General features: G+C 39.0%; 18 protein-coding genes. 16 read left to right on the top strand and 2 right to left on the bottom strand.

Annotated elements, in window-relative coordinates; genetic code table 11:
* The first annotated feature begins 216 nt into the window (after nucleotides 1–216).
* The 14 genes from E7274_RS02040 (at nucleotide 217) to E7274_RS01975 (ending at nucleotide 14,932) form a co-directional block, all read left to right on the top strand.
* Nucleotides 217–1,287: a carbamoyl phosphate synthase small subunit gene (locus E7274_RS02040; protein WP_304173290.1), complete on the top strand. Its 1,071-nt coding sequence runs from the start codon at nucleotides 217–219 to the stop codon at nucleotides 1,285–1,287.
* Nucleotides 1,287–4,487, top strand: a complete 3,201-nt coding sequence (gene carB / locus E7274_RS02035) for a carbamoyl-phosphate synthase large subunit (RefSeq protein ID WP_304173288.1) — start codon at nucleotides 1,287–1,289, stop codon at nucleotides 4,485–4,487. The genes E7274_RS02040 and carB overlap by 1 nt, the downstream gene beginning before the upstream one ends.
* 149 nt (nucleotides 4,488–4,636) lie before the next feature.
* Nucleotides 4,637–5,026 carry a flavodoxin family protein gene (locus E7274_RS02030; RefSeq protein ID WP_304173286.1) on the top strand — a complete coding sequence of 130 codons (390 nt, stop codon included), beginning with the start codon at nucleotides 4,637–4,639 and terminating at the stop codon, nucleotides 5,024–5,026.
* Nucleotides 5,027–5,561: 535 nt separating this feature from the next.
* Nucleotides 5,562–6,842, top strand: a complete 1,281-nt coding sequence (gene ltrA, locus E7274_RS02025; protein ID WP_304173284.1) for a group II intron reverse transcriptase/maturase — start codon at nucleotides 5,562–5,564, stop codon at nucleotides 6,840–6,842.
* 376 nt (nucleotides 6,843–7,218) lie between these two features.
* Entirely contained in the window at nucleotides 7,219–8,013 is a 795-nt protein-coding gene (locus tag E7274_RS02020; RefSeq protein ID WP_304173281.1) for a YhfC family intramembrane metalloprotease, read from the top strand.
* Nucleotides 8,014–8,016: 3 nt separating this feature from the next.
* Nucleotides 8,017–8,832: an alpha/beta fold hydrolase gene (locus E7274_RS02015; protein WP_304173279.1), complete on the top strand. Its 816-nt coding sequence runs from the start codon at nucleotides 8,017–8,019 to the stop codon at nucleotides 8,830–8,832.
* Entirely contained in the window at nucleotides 8,829–9,473 is a 645-nt protein-coding gene (locus tag E7274_RS02010; protein WP_304173277.1) for a MerR family transcriptional regulator, read from the top strand. Before E7274_RS02015 ends, E7274_RS02010 begins: the two co-directional genes overlap by 4 nt.
* Entirely contained in the window at nucleotides 9,454–9,765 is a 312-nt protein-coding gene (locus E7274_RS02005; RefSeq protein WP_074791971.1) for a YbjQ family protein, read from the top strand. Before E7274_RS02010 ends, E7274_RS02005 begins: the two co-directional genes overlap by 20 nt.
* 71 nt (nucleotides 9,766–9,836) lie before the next feature.
* A complete protein-coding gene (locus tag E7274_RS02000; protein ID WP_304173275.1) occupies nucleotides 9,837–10,565 on the top strand; it encodes a YczE/YyaS/YitT family protein in 729 nt (242 codons plus the stop codon).
* 12 nt (nucleotides 10,566–10,577) lie between these two features.
* Complete coding sequence (locus E7274_RS01995) at nucleotides 10,578–10,808, top strand: hypothetical protein (RefSeq protein WP_015550048.1); 231 nt, start codon at nucleotides 10,578–10,580, stop codon at nucleotides 10,806–10,808.
* A gap of 8 nt (nucleotides 10,809–10,816) precedes the next feature.
* Nucleotides 10,817–11,272: a GAF domain-containing protein gene (locus E7274_RS01990; protein WP_090395482.1), complete on the top strand. Its 456-nt coding sequence runs from the start codon at nucleotides 10,817–10,819 to the stop codon at nucleotides 11,270–11,272.
* A 132-nt stretch (nucleotides 11,273–11,404) separates the two neighbouring features.
* Entirely contained in the window at nucleotides 11,405–11,968 is a 564-nt protein-coding gene (locus E7274_RS01985; RefSeq protein ID WP_044937595.1) for an RNA polymerase sigma factor, read from the top strand.
* Complete coding sequence (locus tag E7274_RS01980) at nucleotides 11,965–13,065, top strand: DUF4179 domain-containing protein (protein ID WP_304173273.1); 1,101 nt, start codon at nucleotides 11,965–11,967, stop codon at nucleotides 13,063–13,065. Before E7274_RS01985 ends, E7274_RS01980 begins: the two co-directional genes overlap by 4 nt.
* A gap of 157 nt (nucleotides 13,066–13,222) precedes the next feature.
* Nucleotides 13,223–14,932, top strand: a complete 1,710-nt coding sequence (locus E7274_RS01975; protein ID WP_304173271.1) for a methyl-accepting chemotaxis protein — start codon at nucleotides 13,223–13,225, stop codon at nucleotides 14,930–14,932.
* 48 nt (nucleotides 14,933–14,980) lie between these two features.
* Here E7274_RS01975 and E7274_RS01970 read toward each other — a convergent pair whose 3' ends face one another.
* On the bottom strand, nucleotides 14,981–15,376 hold the full coding sequence (locus E7274_RS01970) for a DUF6548 family protein (RefSeq protein WP_074791981.1): 396 nt from the start codon (nucleotides 15,374–15,376) through the stop codon (nucleotides 14,981–14,983).
* Between the two features lie 20 nt (nucleotides 15,377–15,396).
* Complete coding sequence (locus tag E7274_RS01965) at nucleotides 15,397–16,842, bottom strand: GGDEF domain-containing protein (RefSeq protein WP_304173269.1); 1,446 nt, start codon at nucleotides 16,840–16,842, stop codon at nucleotides 15,397–15,399.
* Nucleotides 16,843–17,020: 178 nt separating this feature from the next.
* On the opposite strand from E7274_RS01965, the gene E7274_RS01960 reads away from it, so the two are divergent.
* Together E7274_RS01960 and mnmA are read left to right on the top strand one after the other, a co-directional pair.
* Nucleotides 17,021–17,611, top strand: coding sequence for an HD domain-containing protein (locus E7274_RS01960; RefSeq protein ID WP_304173267.1), 591 nt, complete (start codon nucleotides 17,021–17,023; stop codon nucleotides 17,609–17,611).
* A gap of 13 nt (nucleotides 17,612–17,624) precedes the next feature.
* On the top strand, nucleotides 17,625–18,692 hold the full coding sequence (gene mnmA / locus E7274_RS01955; protein WP_304173265.1) for a tRNA 2-thiouridine(34) synthase MnmA: 1,068 nt from the start codon (nucleotides 17,625–17,627) through the stop codon (nucleotides 18,690–18,692).
* Nucleotides 18,693–18,717: the final 25 nt, after the last annotated feature.

The following is an 18,717-nucleotide window of genomic DNA, read 5'->3' as shown; positions in this document are numbered from 1 at the left end:
ACCTTGGAGTTTTACAAAATCCGAAAATCGATGTGATTTTCTAGAGATTAGTTTAAATAGCTCCCTTCTAATAATTTAGAAAAATGCCATTTGATATTTCTTGCTATTCTAGTGAGTATAGCGAGAGCGATACTAGAATAGTTAGAAATATCAGATGGTATGCAAAAAGAACTTGGGAGGGAGCGAGAGAAAGAAAAAGGGTAGAAAAGAGGAAAGATGAAAGCATTTTTGATTTTGGAAGATGGCACAGTATTTGAAGGCACAAGCATAGGATCTACCAGAGAGGTCGTTAGTGAGATTGTTTTCAATACTTCTATGACTGGATATTTGGAAGTTCTGACAGATCCTTCTTATGCAGGTCAGGCCGTATGCATGACATATCCACTTATTGGTAATTATGGTATTACAGATGATATGGAAAGTGGCAGACCATGGCCTGATGGATTTATTGTTAGAGAGCTTAGTAGAATTCCATCAAACTTCCGCTGCAAGGGAACTATTCAGGATTTCTTGGTTAAGCACAATATCACCGGTATTTCAGGTATCGATACACGTGCTCTTACAAAAATCTTACGTGACCGCGGAACAATGAACGGAATGATTACTACAAACGAGCACTTTAATTTCGATGAAATTAAGCCAAAGCTTCAGGCATATAGAACTGGGGATGTAGTTTCAAAGGTTACTTGCCAGGAGAAGACGGTTCTACCAGGAAATGGAAAAAAGGTAGCACTATTAGATTTCGGTGCAAAGAGAAACATTGCAAAGTCTCTTAATGATAGAGGATGTGAGGTTACTATTTATCCTGCTCACACTCCTGCAAAGGAAATCCTTGCAGCAGAGCCAGACGGTATTATGCTTTCAAACGGACCTGGCGATCCAAAGGACTGCGGGCCTATCATTGATGAGGTTAAAAAGCTTTATGACAGCAATGTCCCAATTTTTGCAATTTGCCTTGGACATCAGCTTATGGCACTTGCAACTGGTCTAGATACTCACAAGCTTAAGTACGGACACAGAGGTGGCAACCATCCTGTAAAGGACTTGGAGACTGGCAGAGTATACATTTCATCACAAAACCACGGTTATGTAGTTGATACAGATGGACTTGATGAAAAAATTGCAGTACCTGCATTTGTGAATGTAAACGATGGAACAAATGAGGGACTTAAGTATACAGGAAAGAACATTTTCACTGTTCAGTTCCATCCTGAGGCATGCCCAGGACCACAGGACAGCGGATATTTATTTGATAGATTTATTAAGATGATGGGAGGAGAGCAGTAATGCCAAAGAGAAGTGACATTAAGAAAGTAATGGTGATTGGCTCAGGTCCTATCGTCATCGGACAGGCGGCAGAGTTCGATTATGCTGGAACACAGGCATGTCGATCACTTAAGGAAGAAGGCATTGAGGTTTGTCTTGTTAACTCCAACCCTGCCACAATCATGACAGACAAAGAGATAGCAGATCAGGTTTATATTGAGCCTCTTACAGTAGATGTTTTAAAGCAGATTATTATTAAGGAAAAGCCAGATTCGCTTCTTCCAACACTTGGTGGACAGGCTGGACTTAACCTTGGTATGGAGCTTGCAGAGTCAGGTTTCTTAGAAGAGCAGGGAGTTAAGCTTATCGGTACAACAGCTGAGACAATCTTTAGAGCTGAGGATAGACAGGCATTCAAGGATACTATGGAAAAGCTTGGTGAGCCTGTTGCAGCATCACTTGTTGTAAACACAGTTGAGGATGGTATCAAGTTTACTAACACAATCGGCTATCCAGTAGTACTTAGACCTGCTTATACACTTGGTGGTTCAGGCGGTGGTATTGCAAACAATCAGCAGGAGCTTGTAGAAATTCTTACAAACGGCCTTCGTCTTTCACGTGTACATGAAGTTCTTGTAGAAAGATGCATCGCTGGATGGAAGGAAATTGAGTACGAGGTAATGCGTGATGCCAATGGCAACTGCATCACAGTATGTAATATGGAAAACATCGACCCAGTTGGTGTACATACAGGTGACTCAATTGTAGTTGCTCCTTCACAGACACTTGGTGACAAGGAGTATCAGATGCTTCGTACATCTGCACTTCGTATTATAGATGAGCTTGGAATCACAGGTGGATGTAACGTACAGTATGCGCTTCATCCAGAAAGCTTTGAGTACTGTGTAATCGAGGTAAATCCACGTGTATCTCGTTCATCAGCACTTGCCTCAAAGGCAACAGGATACCCTATTGCGAAGGTAGCAGCAAAGATTGCTCTTGGTTATACACTTGATGAGATTCCAAATGCTATTACAAAGAAGACTTATGCATCATTTGAGCCAATGCTTGATTACTGCGTAGTAAAGATTCCACGCCTTCCATTTGATAAGTTCATTACAGCTCAGCGTAAGCTTACTACCCAGATGAAGGCTACTGGCGAAGTAATGTCTATATGCAACAACTTTGAGGGTGCCCTTATGAAGGCAATCCGCTCACTTGAGCAGCATGTAGATTCGCTTCTCAGCTACGATTTCTGCGATATGACAGATGAGGAACTTAACGAAGCACTTAAGGTTGTTGATGATAGAAGAATTTACTGCATCGCTGAAGCCCTTAGACGAGGAGCATCATACGAGACTATTCACAATATCACAAAGATCGATATGTGGTTCATTGATAAAATTAAGATTCTTGTTGAAATGGAGCTTAGACTTCAGCAGGAAGAGCTTACAGTTGACCTTCTTAAAGAAGCAAAGAGAATTGAGTTCCCAGATAGCGTAATTGCCCACTTGAATGGAAAGATGACTGAGGACGAGGTTCGTCAGATGCGTTATGACAACGGCATCGTAGCAGCTTACAAAATGGTTGATACATGTGCAGCAGAGTTTGATGCCATGACACCTTACTACTACAGTGTCTACGGAAGCGAAAACGAAGCTGTAGAGACAAAGGACAGAAAGAAGGTACTTGTACTTGGTTCTGGTCCTATCAGAATCGGTCAGGGTGTTGAGTTTGATTACTGTTCAGTTCATGCTACATGGTCGTTTGCAAAGGAAGGCTGGGAGACAGTTATCGTAAATAACAACCCAGAAACAGTATCAACAGACTTTGATATAGCAGATAAGCTTTACTTCGAACCTCTTACAAACGAGGATGTAGAATCAATCGTAAATCTTGAAAAGCCAGACGGAGCAATCGTACAGTTTGGTGGCCAGACAGCTATCAAGCTTACAGAGCACCTTATGAAAATCGGTGTGCCTATCCTTGGAACAAAGGCTGAGGACGTAGATGCAGCAGAGGATAGAGAACTCTTTGATGAAATTCTTGAGCAGACACAGATTCCACGTGCTGCCGGCGGCACAGTGTTTACTGCTGAAGAAGCAAAGGAAGTTGCTAATCGACTTGGCTATCCAGTGCTTGTTCGTCCTTCATATGTACTTGGTGGACAGGGAATGCAGATTGCTTTCAACGATGAAGAAATCGAAAAGTTCATGGATATCATCAATCAGATTGCTCAGGATCATCCAATCCTTGTAGATAAGTACTTGCAGGGCAAGGAGATTGAGGTTGACGCCATCTGCGATGGTGAGAATATTCTCATTCCTGGTATCATGGAGCATATTGAGCGTACTGGTATACACTCAGGTGATAGTATTTCAGTATATCCAGCTCACACAATCAGCCAGGATATTAAGGACAAGATTGTAGATTATACAGAGCGACTTGCAAAGGCTCTTCACGTACTTGGAATGATAAATATCCAGTTCATCGCCATGGATGGAGAGGTATATGTAATTGAGGTAAACCCACGAAGCTCTCGTACAGTTCCATACATCAGTAAGGTAACAGGTATTCCAATTGTAGACCTTGCGGCAAAGGCAATCCTTGGTCACAAGATTACAGAAATGGGATACAAGCCAGGCCTCCAGCCAGAAGCTGACTACATTGCAATCAAGATGCCAGTGTTCTCATTCGAGAAGTTGCGTGGAGCTGAGATTTCCCTTGGACCTGAGATGAAATCTACTGGTGAGTGTCTTGGTATTGCAAAGACATTCGAAGAAGCTCTTTACAAGGCATTCCTTGGTGCAGGAGTTGTTCTTCCAAAGCATAAGCAGATGATTATTACTGTAAAGGATGCTGATAAGCCAGAGGCCCTTGGGGTTGCAAAGAGATTTGAAAAGCTTGGCTACAAGATTTACGCAACACGCTCAACTGCAAAGTATTTACAGGATGGTGGTGTAGATGCACTTCAGGTTAACAAGATTTCACAGGAATCTCCAAACGTAATGGACCTTATCCTTGGTCATAAGATTGACCTTGTTATCGATACACCTACACAGGGACATGGAGATAAGACAAGAGACGGATTCCTCATTCGTCGAAATTCTATCGAGACTGGTGTTAACTGTATCACAGCAATCGATACTGCAGTAGCACTTGCTACATCACTTGAATCAGCTCCTACGGAATACACTCTTGTGGATGTGGCTAAGATATAAATATATGATTGATTTAGAGCTATCTTGCATTGATATGCAGGATAGCTTTTTTATTGCTTGACATAGTTAGGATTGGGATGTATATTAAAAATATAAATTGCACACAATTAAATAGCATATAAAATCGATTATAATTCAGGAGGTAAATTATGGTAGCAGTTAGATATTATTCAAAATCAGGAAATACAAAGCTTCTTGCAGAGGCAATTGGAAAAGGTGCTGGTGTTATTCCTATTTCTGTAGATGAGGATAGCGCAAAGATTACTGAAGACATCGATGTTTTATTCATCGGTGGCGCATTATACGCTTATGGACTTGATAAGATAATGAATGATTATTTATCAGGAATCGATGGTAATAAAGTTAAGAAGGCAGTAGTATTTTCAACTTCTTGGATTTCAAAGCATTCTATTGATTTAATTAAGAAGGCACTTAAGGAAAAGGGCATCGAAGTTGCTGATGAGACATGTTATGTTAGAAATAAGCCAAACGATAAGCAGCTTGCAGAGGCAGAAGCATTTGCTAAGAAGTTTATATAAGATTGGTATTGTAGAGAAAGCTCCAATTGCATTGGAGCTTTTTTACGTTTGCGCGCCATGGGCGCGCTCTAACGGGTGAAAGTCCCGAACACGCCCAGATAGTGGGAAGTGTATAGCTGAACAGCAAGGGTGTCCATCGTGAGGTGGAATCTGAAGGAAGCTGTAAGCAAATCTCTGGTCCGACGGACAGAAATCACATATAAGGCTAGGCTACGAGAGATAAGTTGGCCTAAAGCAACAAAGTCTAATAACTATCACTTTTGTAGTAGCAGAGTAAATGTGGCGGATATATGGAGAGAAAGAGCGTGCACCTTAAGCGTGGAGGTCTCACAGAGGTTCCATTAGCCTAGTAACAACGAACTGTGAGAAGTCAGCCGAACCCATAGTAGCGAAGAAGTCTCTGTAATGGAGATGGAGCGAAGGGGTGAACAATCAATAAGTTTGAGTATGTCTCGTGTTGCAGAAATGACAACACCTGCCGTAACCAATCGGGATAAAGGTGGTCAAATCAAGCGAGGCGGAAAGGAAAGAACGCATGGACACAAGTAGTCTAATGGAGCAGATACTATCTAGCGATAATCTCAACAGAGCATATCTGCAAGTCGTACGAAACAAAGGTGCAGAGGGAGTGGACGGAATGAAGTACACAGAACTCAAAGAACATCTTGAAAAGAACGGCGATATCATCAAGGAACAGTTGAGGACAAGAAAGTATAAACCTCAGCCAGTTCGAAGAGTGGAGATACCAAAGCCTGATGGTGGTGTCAGAAACCTAGGAGTACCAACAGTAACAGACAGATTCATACAACAAGCCATAGCACAGGTGTTAACACCAATCTATGAGGAACAATTCCATGACCACAGTTATGGATTCAGACCTAATAGATGTGCACAGCAAGCAATCCTAACAGCACTCGATATGATGAATGATGGTAATGACTGGATTGTAGACATTGACTTGGAAAAGTTCTTTGACACAGTAAATCACGACAAACTTATGACTATCATAGGTAGAACTATAAAAGATGGAGATGTTATTTCTATCGTTAGAAAATACCTAGTCAGTGGAATCATGATTGATGATGAGTACGAGGACTCCATTGTGGGAACACCACAAGGAGGAAATCTCTCGCCATTATTGGCAAACATCATGCTGAATGAACTTGATAAGGAAATGGAAAAGCGAGGGCTTAACTTTGTACGATACGCGGACGACTGTATCATCATGGTCGGAAGTGAAATGTCTGCTAATAGAGTCATGAGAAATATCTCCCGATTCATTGAGGAGAAACTAGGTCTCAAGGTCAACATGACCAAGAGCAAAGTAGACAGACCAAGTGGATTAAAATATCTTGGATTCGGATTCTACTACGACACAAGTGCACATCAATATAAGGCGAAACCACATGCGAAATCAGTAGCGAAGTTTAAGAAGAGAATGAAAGAACTCACTTGCCGTAGCTGGGGCGTTAGCAACAGATACAAGGTGGAGAAGCTCAATCAGCTTATCAGAGGATGGATTAACTATTTCAAGATAGGAACAATGAGAAGTATCTGCTATAACATGGACGGCACTATCCGATATAGGCTTCGTATGTGCATTTGGAAACACTGGAAAACTCCACAAAACAAGGCAAAGAATCTTATAAAGCTTGGAGTTCCTAAACGGGCTGCATGGAGAACCGCATATTCAAAAGGATACGCGAGAGTCTGTCGTGCACCTGATATATCCCAAGCTATAAGCAATAAGAGATTAGCCTCATATGGACTAATTTCAATGTTAGATTACTACACCGAAAGATGTGTTACTTGTTAAGTTGATTGAACCGCCGTATACGGAACCGTACGTACGGTGGTGTGAGAGGTCGGGAGATTGATTAAATCTCCCTCCTACTCGATTTTATAGGAAATTACTTTGTAATTCCTATAAAGTAAAAAACAAGCTGCGCTTGTAAGATGTGTCTCGCCGGCATAGGAAGATAATTGCTTAAAGCAATTGCCGGCTCGCACTGCTGGAGTTTTGCAAAGCAAAACTCTTTCTTGTATATTTACATATATTACTATGCTATAATTTTAAATATCTGTAGATTATTTGGAAATTTTATAAAAAGTGTTGACCTTCTACCTTGTGGAAGGTTTATATTTCAAGCATAGACAAGGCCAAGTCTCAATATTAACTCGGGAGGGATGACATGGAAACAGTACAGGTAGCATCAATGATAGGGATGTGTTTTACACTATTAATTTCATTTGGTTTGCCAATAGGATTATTGCTATATGCAATGAACAAGCTAAAAGCAAAAATGATTAGCTTTTGGATAGGAGCTGCTACATTTGTAGTATTTGCTCTTGTGCTTGAACAGCTGTTGCATATAGGAATGATTAATCAGTTTGGTGAAGCTTTAACTGGAAATATTCTTATAAAGGCCATCTATGGTGGTCTCGCAGCTGGAATCTTTGAAGAGGTTGGTCGTTTCATATCAATGAAATTGTTTATGAAACGATTCCTTAATAAGGAAAATGCATTTATGTATGGTGTTGGTCACGGTGGAATTGAGGCTATGATTATTGTAGGTCTTACTACAGTATCAAACCTGATTAGCGCTTATATGATTAATACTGGATTAATGGAGAAGTCATTGGAGTTATTAGACAGCGATATCAAACAGCAAACTATTGATCAGCTTTCATTATTGTGGACTACCAGCCCAGTGGATTTTTACATGGCTGGAGTAGAGAGAGTTGTTGCCATTACATTACATCTGTCACTTTCTTATATTGTTTATAGGGCAGTCAAAGATGGAAAGATTCAGCTACTTTTCTTATCAATTGCATTACATGCATTTGCAGATTTTGTAACTGTTTTGGTGGCAGGATATGCAACGGCTATAGTAGTGGAAATTGTATTGATTGTAATAGTTTCCATTATTGCAGTATTTGTTTATAAGAAATTTTCTGATGAGCAGACAATTGCCTTAGGAGAATAGTTTATGGTCGAAAAGGTTTATAGTACCAGATGCGGGAATATTCATTATTGGATAAATACTAATGGTGGGTGTCAGGATAAACAGCTAGTGTTTTTACCTGGGTTAACTGCAGATCACAGATTATTTGATATGCAGATTGAGTGTTTTGAAGGGAAGTATCCTGTGTTTGTATGGGATGCACCAGCTCATGCTACTTCATATCCATTTGATATGGATTTTTCCTTGGCGGATAAAGCTACTTGGTTAAATGAAATCCTTGTGGAAAATGGTTTCGATAAGCCTGTTATTATTGGACAATCCATGGGTGGATATTTGGGACAGATGTTTATGCAGCTTTTTCCTAATAAAGTGGTCGGGTTTGTATCGATTGATTCCGCCCCATTGCAAAAGCAGTATTATACAGGAATTGAATTGTGGCTACTTCATAGAATGACTCCGGTGTATCGCTATTATCCATGGAAAACTCTTTTGCGGCAGGGAACAAATGGGGTGGCAACCTCTGAATATGGACGTGCCTTAATGAAGGAGTTTATGATGACCTATGACGGTGATCAGGAAAGATACTCACGTCTTGCAGGCGGTGGCTATAGGATTTTGGTAGAGGCTGTGGAAGAAGAGCTTCCTTACGAGATTAATTGTCCAGCGATGCTTATATGTGGCACAAAGGATATGGCAGGCTCTACTAAAAGGTACAATAGAGCTTGGCATGCTCGCACAGGATTGCCTTTGCATTGGATCGAAGGTGCAGGGCATAACGCAAATACGGATAAGCCCGCCGAAATTAACAGGCTAATAGAAGAGTTTTTGGAGACAGCATGAAGATTAATCAAGTAGAAGAACTAGTTGGAATTACAAAAAAGAATATTCGCTTTTATGAAGACCAGGGACTGATTAGTCCAGAGCGAAACAGGGATAATGGATATAGAGAGTATTCCCTGAAGGATGTGGAGCTTTTAAATAAGATAAAGCTGCTTAGAAGCTTAGATGTTCCGATAGAGGATATTCGTAAATTGGAAACAGGACAGGTATCTATGACAGATTGTTTGGATAGACACATTTCTCATTTTACTCACAGGCAACAGGAGCTTAATGTGATGAAGGAGATGTGTCGGGAAATGATTGAAGCGGATGTTCAGTTTGATAGTCTACAGGCTGAATCTTATCTTGATGAAATGAAAAAGCTTGAGAAGGGAGGAGTTAGATTTATGGATGTTAATAAGATAGATATAAAGAAAACTAAGAGAGGCCCAATTATAGCAGCCACAGTAAGTATTATATTTTTCGTTGCTATGATTGCTTTTATTGGATGGGCCGAAATTACAGATCCTGAGACACCAATTGGATTTGTAATTGCTATTATAGTGTTATTTGGAGCAATGATTGTGGGAACACTTCTTGCTTTAAAAGAAAGATTAAAGGAAATAGAAGGAGGAGAAATAAATGAAGCTCGTAAGTATTGAAACAATTCCAGGACAGGAGTTTGAGGTAATCGGTGTAGTAAAGGGAACTATCGTACAGTCTAAAAACTTTGGTAAAGATTTCATGGCTGGTATGAAGACACTTGTTGGTGGTGAGATTAAAGGCTATACAGATATGCTTGTTGAAGCCAGACAGATTGCTACAAAGAGAATGGTAGATGAGGCTGAGCAGCTTGGAGCAGATGCTATTGTAGGAGTGAGATATGCTTCGTCATCTGTTATGCAGGGAGCAGCAGAGGTACTTGCCTATGGAACTGCAGTAAAGTTCTTGTAAAAATCTTTGAGCCAGAAGATAAAACTTCTGGCTCTTTTTATATCTATGATGTATAATTGTGCGCGGGCTAATTGAGTAAAATTAAACTTAGATTTACAGAGGATTTTTACGTGTACAGATTTATAAGAGAAGACCGCAGAAGCAATAGTAACACAAAAACAATTCTTTCAAATGTGATACTTGCAGCAGTAAGCCTTTTTATTAACGGATTTGGAGTATATCTTACCATTCAGGCTAATATAGGAGCAGGCCCATGGGATGTGTTGAATCTTGGGCTTTCAAAAAGCCTGGGGATTCTTTATGGCACAGCATCAATCCTTGTTTCATATAGCATATTGGGTATTGATATATTGATGAGAGAGCCTATTGGAATTGCAATGTTTATAGACGCTTTCGTGGTTGGAAAGGCTGTGGATTTCTTCAACTACATAGATTTAGTAAAACCATGTAGCTCCATTAAGACGGGAATTCCTGTTATGTTGATTGGGCTGGTTATTATTGCATATACGCAGTATACTTATATGGCAGCAGCATTAGGCTGTGGTCCAAGAGATACTTTGCTGGTGGGCATAGTTAAAAGACTTAAAAAGGTTCCTTTGGGAGCTGTAAGCATTATCCTGCTGAGCTTAGCCACTTTTGTGGGATGGATTCTTGGTGGACCAGTCGGTATTGGTACATTGATATGTGCCTTTTGTACAGGACCGATAATGCAACTGGCATTCAATTCAGTTCATTTTGATGCTGCAAAGATTCGTCATCAGCGAATAACAGAATCTTTTAAAACAATTTTAAATAAGTAATGGAGATACGTTATGTCATATTTAATTAAAGACACTACAAAAGAAGAAAGAGAGCAAATCGTAAAGGAATCTCTTGGAAATATCGAAGCAAACTGTGATGGATGCATGGCAGGCCTTGCTGAGATGTACGAGGATTACATAGAAGGAAAAAAGGAGCTTCGAGAGATTAACATGGAATTCAATGCCAGATATGTAAAGGATGACAACATGGAAGGCAGAGATGGCAGAAGCTGCGTAATGTAGGAGGACAAATGACAGATTATAATTTACTAGCAGACCAGATTAAATCACTTGCAGAGGATGAGCCAAACTTTATCCCTGTTCTTTCAAATGCATCAGCACTTATATATGATGCTATGGAGGAGTTAAACTGGGCAGGATTTTATTTGATGAATAAAGGCTCACTTTTACTTGGACCTTTCCAGGGAAAGGTTGCATGTATCAGAATAGCACTTGGCAAAGGTGTGTGCGGAACTGCAGCAGGTAATGATGAGACTTTGGTGGTACCAAATGTACACGAGTTTCCAGGACATATTGCATGCGACTGCGCTTCTAATTCAGAGATTGTTGTTCCTATTCATAAGGATGGCAAAGTGGTAGGCGTGCTTGATATTGATAGTCCAAAACTTAATAGATTTTCAGAGGACGATAAGCTTGGCTTAGAAAAGTTTGTAAAAGCTTTAGAAGAAGTAATTACCTTTGAATAAAAAATGAGTCATAATTACTCAACCTATAGTAAAATAGGTTGAGTAATTTTTTTTATTTTTTTGTAAGATACAAATCTAATTCCTGTCTATATAGATGTAAGGCCTACAAATAACAATTCGAAGGGAGCAAATATGAGAGACGAGGAGATAATAGAGTTATATTTCAATCGTAATGAACGTGCAATTGAAGAGACAGATGTTAAGTATGGCAATTATCTGGCATCTATAGCAGGAAATATTTTAAAGTGTCCAGAGGATGTGGAAGAAGCTTTAGATGATACATATATGAAGGCATGGAAAAGAATTCCGCCAACAAGACCTCAGATTTTGAGAATCTTTTTAGGGAAGATTACTCGTAACATTGCATTTAATAAATACGAGAATATGACAGCGAAAAAAAGAGGCGGTGGAGAAATAGCGGAAGTACTTGATGAGCTTGAGGAATGTATACCAGATTCAAGTGATGTTGAAGGCTCAATTCTTGGGGCAGAGCTTTCGCGTATTATCAGAGATTTTGTAAATAATCTACCAGACAGGGAAGCTTATATTTTCTCATGTAGATATTTTTACACAGAGGATATCAGTACAATTGCTAAAAAGTTTGGAATGACTCAGAACAATGTATCAGTGACGCTTAGTAGATTAAGAGGAAAGCTACAGAGCACATTAGTAAGGGAGGGATATTTAGCATCATGAGAAGTAGAGATTTGTATTTAAGTATGGTTGGAATCGACGATACAGTATTAGCAAAAGCATATAGATATTCAGAGGAAAAAAAGGTTGTAAAATTTCATAAGAGATTATCATTTGTTGCATGTATTTGTTTTGCTCTTCTAGCAACAGCCACAGCTGCAGCAGCTATACATCATTTCTGGGGAAGAGGAATGAATGGTGCTCTAAAATCTTCTGATGTGCAGCAGCAGACTTTAACTGAACAGGGACAGGCTATCGTATATCCGGAGCTTACTGATTATTCTTCATATCAAGTGACAGATCAGGGAATCACTATAGCTCCCGACACAGTAGTTGCCGATGATAAATTTGCATATGTTTCTTTTAAGGTTTCGGGATTTAGCATTTCTGATAAAGAAGAGCCAGGGGTAGATGTAGATTATTATTTAGGTGATGAGAAAGATTCAGAGTCTTCATGGGTAAATGGAAGCAGCTACTTCTATGATGGAATTATAATTGATGATAATGGCATGGGTGTTTACGAGGATGGATCGCCACTTGAGCAGGATGGATTTATTGGTCATTACTTGGATGAGAATGGAGATTTGGAATATGTAATCCAAATTCAGGCTGTAGATGGATTAAATACAATACCTGGAAACACCTTACATGTGGACTTTTCTTCACTTGGAATATATCCTGGTAAAGCTGAGTATGAGGCGCAAGTAAAAGGTGATTGGAGCTTTGAATTACAGCTTCCAACCACTAGCAACGCTCAGACAATAACAGTGAATAAAGATGTACCTGAAAGCAATTTTACAATCACAACTATAGATATATCACCTGTATCAATAACAGTGAACTATAAGGTTAATGGAAAGGTAGAGGCTAGTGAGGACGGCACCGGAATACCTGAATTTACAGGTTTTGTTATGAAAGATGGTACTAGACTTCCTTATGTTGGAAACGGAGGCTCTAGTGGATTTACAGATGATACTGAGGAATATGCAGTATGCGCAAGTTGCTTTGATAGAGTTATTGATATTTCTGAAATAAAATCTTTACTACTATGGCCAACAGATTGTGGTGGAGTTGATAAAGTTGAGGTAGAAATACAGTAAAATCATAAATAATGATATTAAAATGAGACATTCATGGAAGAATGTCTCATTTTTTATAAAAAAAACACAAAATATATACAGTATCCATATATAATAATGTTGTTCGCAATATAAAAATAATTTGGAAAATAACTATATATATTGAAAGGAGCATTATATGGAAAAGTCTACCAAGGCAGGATTTAATCTTCATTCGATTTACGTGAAGATTCTCACATTGATAATAATCAGTGTTATTGCATTTTTTGTTCTCAACATTGCTTATATCATTCCAAGAGCAAAGGCTACAATCCAGAAAGTCAACGAAAACAATATGCAGGATTTGTCCACTCTATGCTCGGAAATTGTAGAGCAGGAAATTGCAGCGAAGGGACTTGAAGGAGTAGATTATGAAGTGCTTAAGCCTATTTTTGAAGGTAGAGGCTTAAATGGTATAGATTCTAGCTCTATTTATGTTGTAGATCAGGATGGCATTTTCTTGTATCACAAGAAGGAAGATAAAATCGGAACAGAGGTATTTAATGAGGATGTGAAAAATATACTTGCACAAATACCAACCGGTTCATATGTTCCAAGCGGTATTATTCATTACGTAGATGAAAATGGCGTTGCTAAATATAGTTCATATCAGGTAATAGAGTCAGCTGGCTGGGTGACAGTTTGCGTGGCAAATGAGTCAGAGATTATGGCAGAGATTAACCAGATTAGAAATCTTGGAATTCTCTTATCATGTATAGTTGGTGTGGTTGTGCTTATTATAGGTATTACTGCTGCCAAAGGCATAACTGGGCCAATCAAGATTATTACAAATGTTATTGGTAGTGTTTCAAGGCTTGATTTCTCTTCAAGTGATGAGTTGGAAGTTATTGAGCATAAGAAGGATGAAACTGGAACTATGGCTAGAGCTGTAGGAGAGATGGAAGAGAGCCTTCGAAATATAGTTGAGCGTATTGCCAATACTTCTGTTGATTTGGAAGGACATGCTCTTAGACTTAAGGATATTACCGCTGAAATCGATTCTGCTAATGCAGACAATTCAGCCACATCTGAGGAGCTTGCGGCTAGTATGCAGGAAACAAGTGCTACCACAGACGTAATCAGCGAAAGAACAGTTGCAATCAAAGAGAATGCTGATGCTATTGCTGATGAAGTTAGGGTTGGTGCAGACAATGCAAAAGAGACCAGAAAGAAAGCAAGTGCAGTCTATGATGAAACTGTTGCAGCCAAGGAAAAGACTGAAAGAATGTACGAAGAGATTAATGCACAGGGACAGGAAGCACTTGAAAAGTCAAAAGCTGTTGAGAAGGTTAATTCTCTTGCAGTGGCAATTCAGGATATTGCCAGCCAGACAAATCTCCTTGCTTTAAATGCATCAATTGAAGCAGCTCGTGCAGGCGAGGCAGGAAAAGGTTTTGCAGTTGTAGCTACAGAAATCGGTGGACTTGCAACTCAGTCTAGCGATACAGTTGCTGGTATTATGGAAATCGTATCTGAGGTTCAGAATTCTGTAGACTTAATGAATGAGTGTCTTACAAGAACACTTGGATATATAGAAAAAGATGTTGCAAACGATTATGATAGCTTCCTTAAGATGGCAGATAACTACAAGCTTGATGCAGAGAATTTCTCAGATGTATTAGGCGATATATCAGAAAAGATTGGAGAACTTCAGGAGTCTACCACAGCAATTTCTATTTCAGTTGATGAGATTTCTAAGACTGTAGGTGAGGCGGCAGAAGCGGTAACAACAGTGGCAGAAAAAGCAACTGATGTTGCAATGCTTTCTGACGGTGTTGTAAAGGTTGTAGGTGAGACAGAAGAAAACTCTAACGAGCTTAGAGAGATTAAAGATTCATTTACAATTTAATGAAGATAATAATAAAACCAATCCCTGCAATGGGGATTGGTTTTTATTTTAGCTAAATAGTGCTTTTAGTTTTTGGAAAAAGCTCTTTTTACGTTTCTTATAGGTAAATTCCAGTTTGCTGTATTTTGAAAGAGGATCTGCATGGGATTCTAGCTTGGTAAGGAATACCTTAATCCAAACCACATCCTCATCTTTGCCTTGGAAGTCATCAAAACTGCTTTCGGCATTGTCGAGACTGTCGTAGCGAACTTTCATTTTCTGTAAGCGGGCGATTGTAGGATCCCACTCTGGTAAAACATCTCGTACATCGATTACGGCATTTTTCATTTCTTTTATATATCTGACCACACCGTTTTCCTCGATTTTAAAACGCTTTGCCAACACGGAATCAAAGTACTGGTATTCATCATAAAAGTTTTCATTCACAATTCTGTTTGTATTCATAGTATGTCACCTTTCGTATATTATCTACGTTTATCAGGATAGGCTTCGTAAAAGGCATTTTTATCCTCGTACATGTTTTCATCTGCATATCTCATTGCCAGTCGAAGATTTCCGCTATTTGCATCGTAATAATGTCCTATAGCAAAATTTAACCAATCAGGATCACAGGCCTTTTGTCGTAATAGGGCAAGCTTTTCTAAAAATTCCCCTTCTGTGCTATTAAGGGATATGATGGCGAATTCGTCACCGCCTGCTCGATATATTTGATCACCTATAAAAACTTCCTTAAGCACATTGGCAGCATCCTTTAATAATTCATCCCCTGAATTGTGTCCGCCATGGTCGTTTATTGTTTTTAAACCATTTAGATCACAGAAGGCCACTGCAAATGGTTTGGGATCCAGCTTCAGCTTAAGGGAAAGCTCATCCACATTAACGTTCATGCAGTTTCTGTTTAAAACGCCTGTAAGCACATCTACGTTGCTGAGATATTCCAGCTTTTCTAGAATCATGTGATTGGCAACTTCGGCTGTCAGGAAGAAGCTTATTAGCTCTAAAGTATCCTTTAGACGAGTGGTTTCACTTGTATCAAAATTTGAAATGTAAAGATATCCGATGATAACACCATGATGAATAAATGGCATTAGGCACAAGGCCTTACCTCCGGCATCCTTATAGGTTTTAATCCAATCAGGTGCCTGAGCCTCATAGTAGGACATGTCTTTATTATTTTGAATGATTATATTATTTGTTTCAGAGAGAAGTCTCTCCCAGCATCCAACAATTTCAAATGAAAAGTTTGAAAAAATATCCTTGATACAATAAGCGTTGTTGCGTACTGATTCGCTTATAATTTCAAATTTTTGTTGGTCAGAATCTACTGTTAAAATACAGGCAGATTCAGAATTAGCATATTCCCTCAGGTCACGAGTGATAATGTCCATACTATTGGAAAATGCATTTTCATTACGCATCTCCAAACAAACCTTTATTACGAAACTGGAAACATCAGGAGAAACAGCACTAAATTTCCCTGTATCCATTTCTTTGTTTAGAGTGTACATAAACTGGCAGTAGGCTACTGTTTCATCATGTTCGCAGTTGACTGGAAATAATATATCTTCAGTCCAGTAACCGTACATTTTTGTAGTATCTACATATGTGTGAATATGCTCATTTCCCCAGGCAGCTCTAAAACATATGTCTTCAAATTTTGGTTCCTTTGGAAGATGAGCAGTATACAATTGTCCCTCAATTACCTCATCAAAATCTTCAAAGGCAACTTTATTATTACCTTCCTGCTCCATAAACATGTCGTAGTAGCTTCTTTTGAAGATATCGTTTATGGCGTAAAAACGAATATCACCACAGGTGCCATCAGATTTTTTCTCTACAGACATGATTGTGCATGGAAGAGAAGATAGATTTGCTGTTTGTTTTAGTAGTGAATATAAATTGTTATCCATATCTTACCTATAGAAATAACATTGTATAAGGATTATTATTTATTCTATTTAATATTTGTGCCTACTTTGTGAAAATTGTGGTATTTTTTGAAATGATTTTATGTTGAAAAGACTAGAGTTTTATTTTATTCTATCCCATAATAGATTTATCTACTAAATTGATAGGAGATATATTAAAATGGACGATAGACTTAAAAAACAATTAGATTTTGCATTAGAAATAGATAAAGAGAAGAACATATTTAGACAAACTCATTTGTCGGGCCATGGCAGAAATGAAAACGATGCTGAGCACGCCTGGCATATGGCCATTATGGCGTATCTTCTTAGAGAATATTCAAATGAACCAGTTGATATAGGCAAAGTAATGCTGATGTGCTTGATTCACGATATTGTGGAGATTGATGCAGGTGATACCTATGCCTATGATGAGGAAAATAAAAAGACACAAGCAGCCAGAGAGGAAGCTGCTAAGAATCGTATATTCGGAATGCTTCCAGAAGATCAGGCAAAGGAATTGATGTCTCTTTTTGAAGAATTCGAAGCCTATGAAACAGCAGAGGCCAAGTTTGCTCGTGCAATGGATAATGTACAGCCACTAATGCTTAATAATAGCAATGGTGGAGAAGATTGGCGCAAGCATGGAGTCACTGCTACACAGGTACATGGCAGACAGGACAAGACAGCTTTAGGTTCGAAAAAGCTTTTCGAAGTGGTTGATGCAATTATTAGCGACAATGTAAGTCGAGGAAATATTAAAGACGAATAGTTTTGGAGGAAAAATGAAAGCACTTATTGCGATGAGCGGCGGAGTAGATAGTAGTGTCGCTGCTTTAATGATGAAGGAAAAAGGATATGAATGCATTGGATGTACAATGAAGCTGTATGCCAATGAGGATATAGGGGTCTGTGGCTCACATACTTGCTGTTCCCTTGATGATGTGGAGGATGCAAAATCCGTAGCACGTAGATTAGGCATGCCACATCATACCTTCAATTTTCAGGATAAATTCAGAGAAACTGTAATAGATGATTTTATCTATTGCTATGAAAATGGTATGACACCTAATCCTTGTATTGAATGTAACAAGCATATGAAGTTTGATGAGCTTTATAGAAGGGCTGAGATTCTTGGCTGTGAGAAAATAGTTACAGGACACTATGCAAGAATAAGAAAGACTGATAATGGGTATCAGCTTCTTAAGGGACTGGATTCAAACAAGGATCAGAGCTATGTTTTATATGCAATGACTCAAAATGAATTAGCACACACTGAATTCCCATTAGGTGAGATTTCTAAGGATGAGGTTAGAAAGATTGCAGAGAGTCATGACTTTATAAATGCAAACAAGCCTGACAGTCAGGATATTTGCTTTGTACCAGATGGCGATTATGTTTCAGCCTTGAAGAGATTTACAGGTAAGGAATATGCACCAGGTGATTTTGTGGACCATGATGGCAATGTTATGGGTACACACAAGGGTATTGTTGGATACACAATAGGACAGCGTAAGGGGCTTGGTATTTCGGCAGAACATCCTCTTTATGTTACTGAGCTTGATGTTAAGAATAATCAGGTGGTTCTTGGTAAAAACGAAGATTTATTTACAACAACCACTATTGTTAAGAACATCAACTGGATTGATCCAACAGACGACAGACCTACATTTAAATGCAAGGCCAAGGTTCGTTATCGTATGACTGAGCAGCCATGCACAGTTGAGCGTATTGATGCAACTTCAGCAAAGGTTGTTTTTGATGAGCCACAGCGAGCAATTACTCCAGGTCAGGCAGCTGTTTTCTATGATGGCGATGTAGTACTTGGTGGTGGAACAATTTTAAGAGACTAGAGTTAAGCGGGTTTTTAAGAGGAGA

Source organism: Pseudobutyrivibrio ruminis (assembly GCF_015057245.1).
In the GTDB taxonomy this organism is placed as follows: domain Bacteria; phylum Bacillota; class Clostridia; order Lachnospirales; family Lachnospiraceae; genus Pseudobutyrivibrio; species Pseudobutyrivibrio ruminis_E.
The sequence above is the reverse complement of the archived record's forward strand: the minus strand, read 5'-3'. Positions and strand labels throughout refer to the sequence as shown.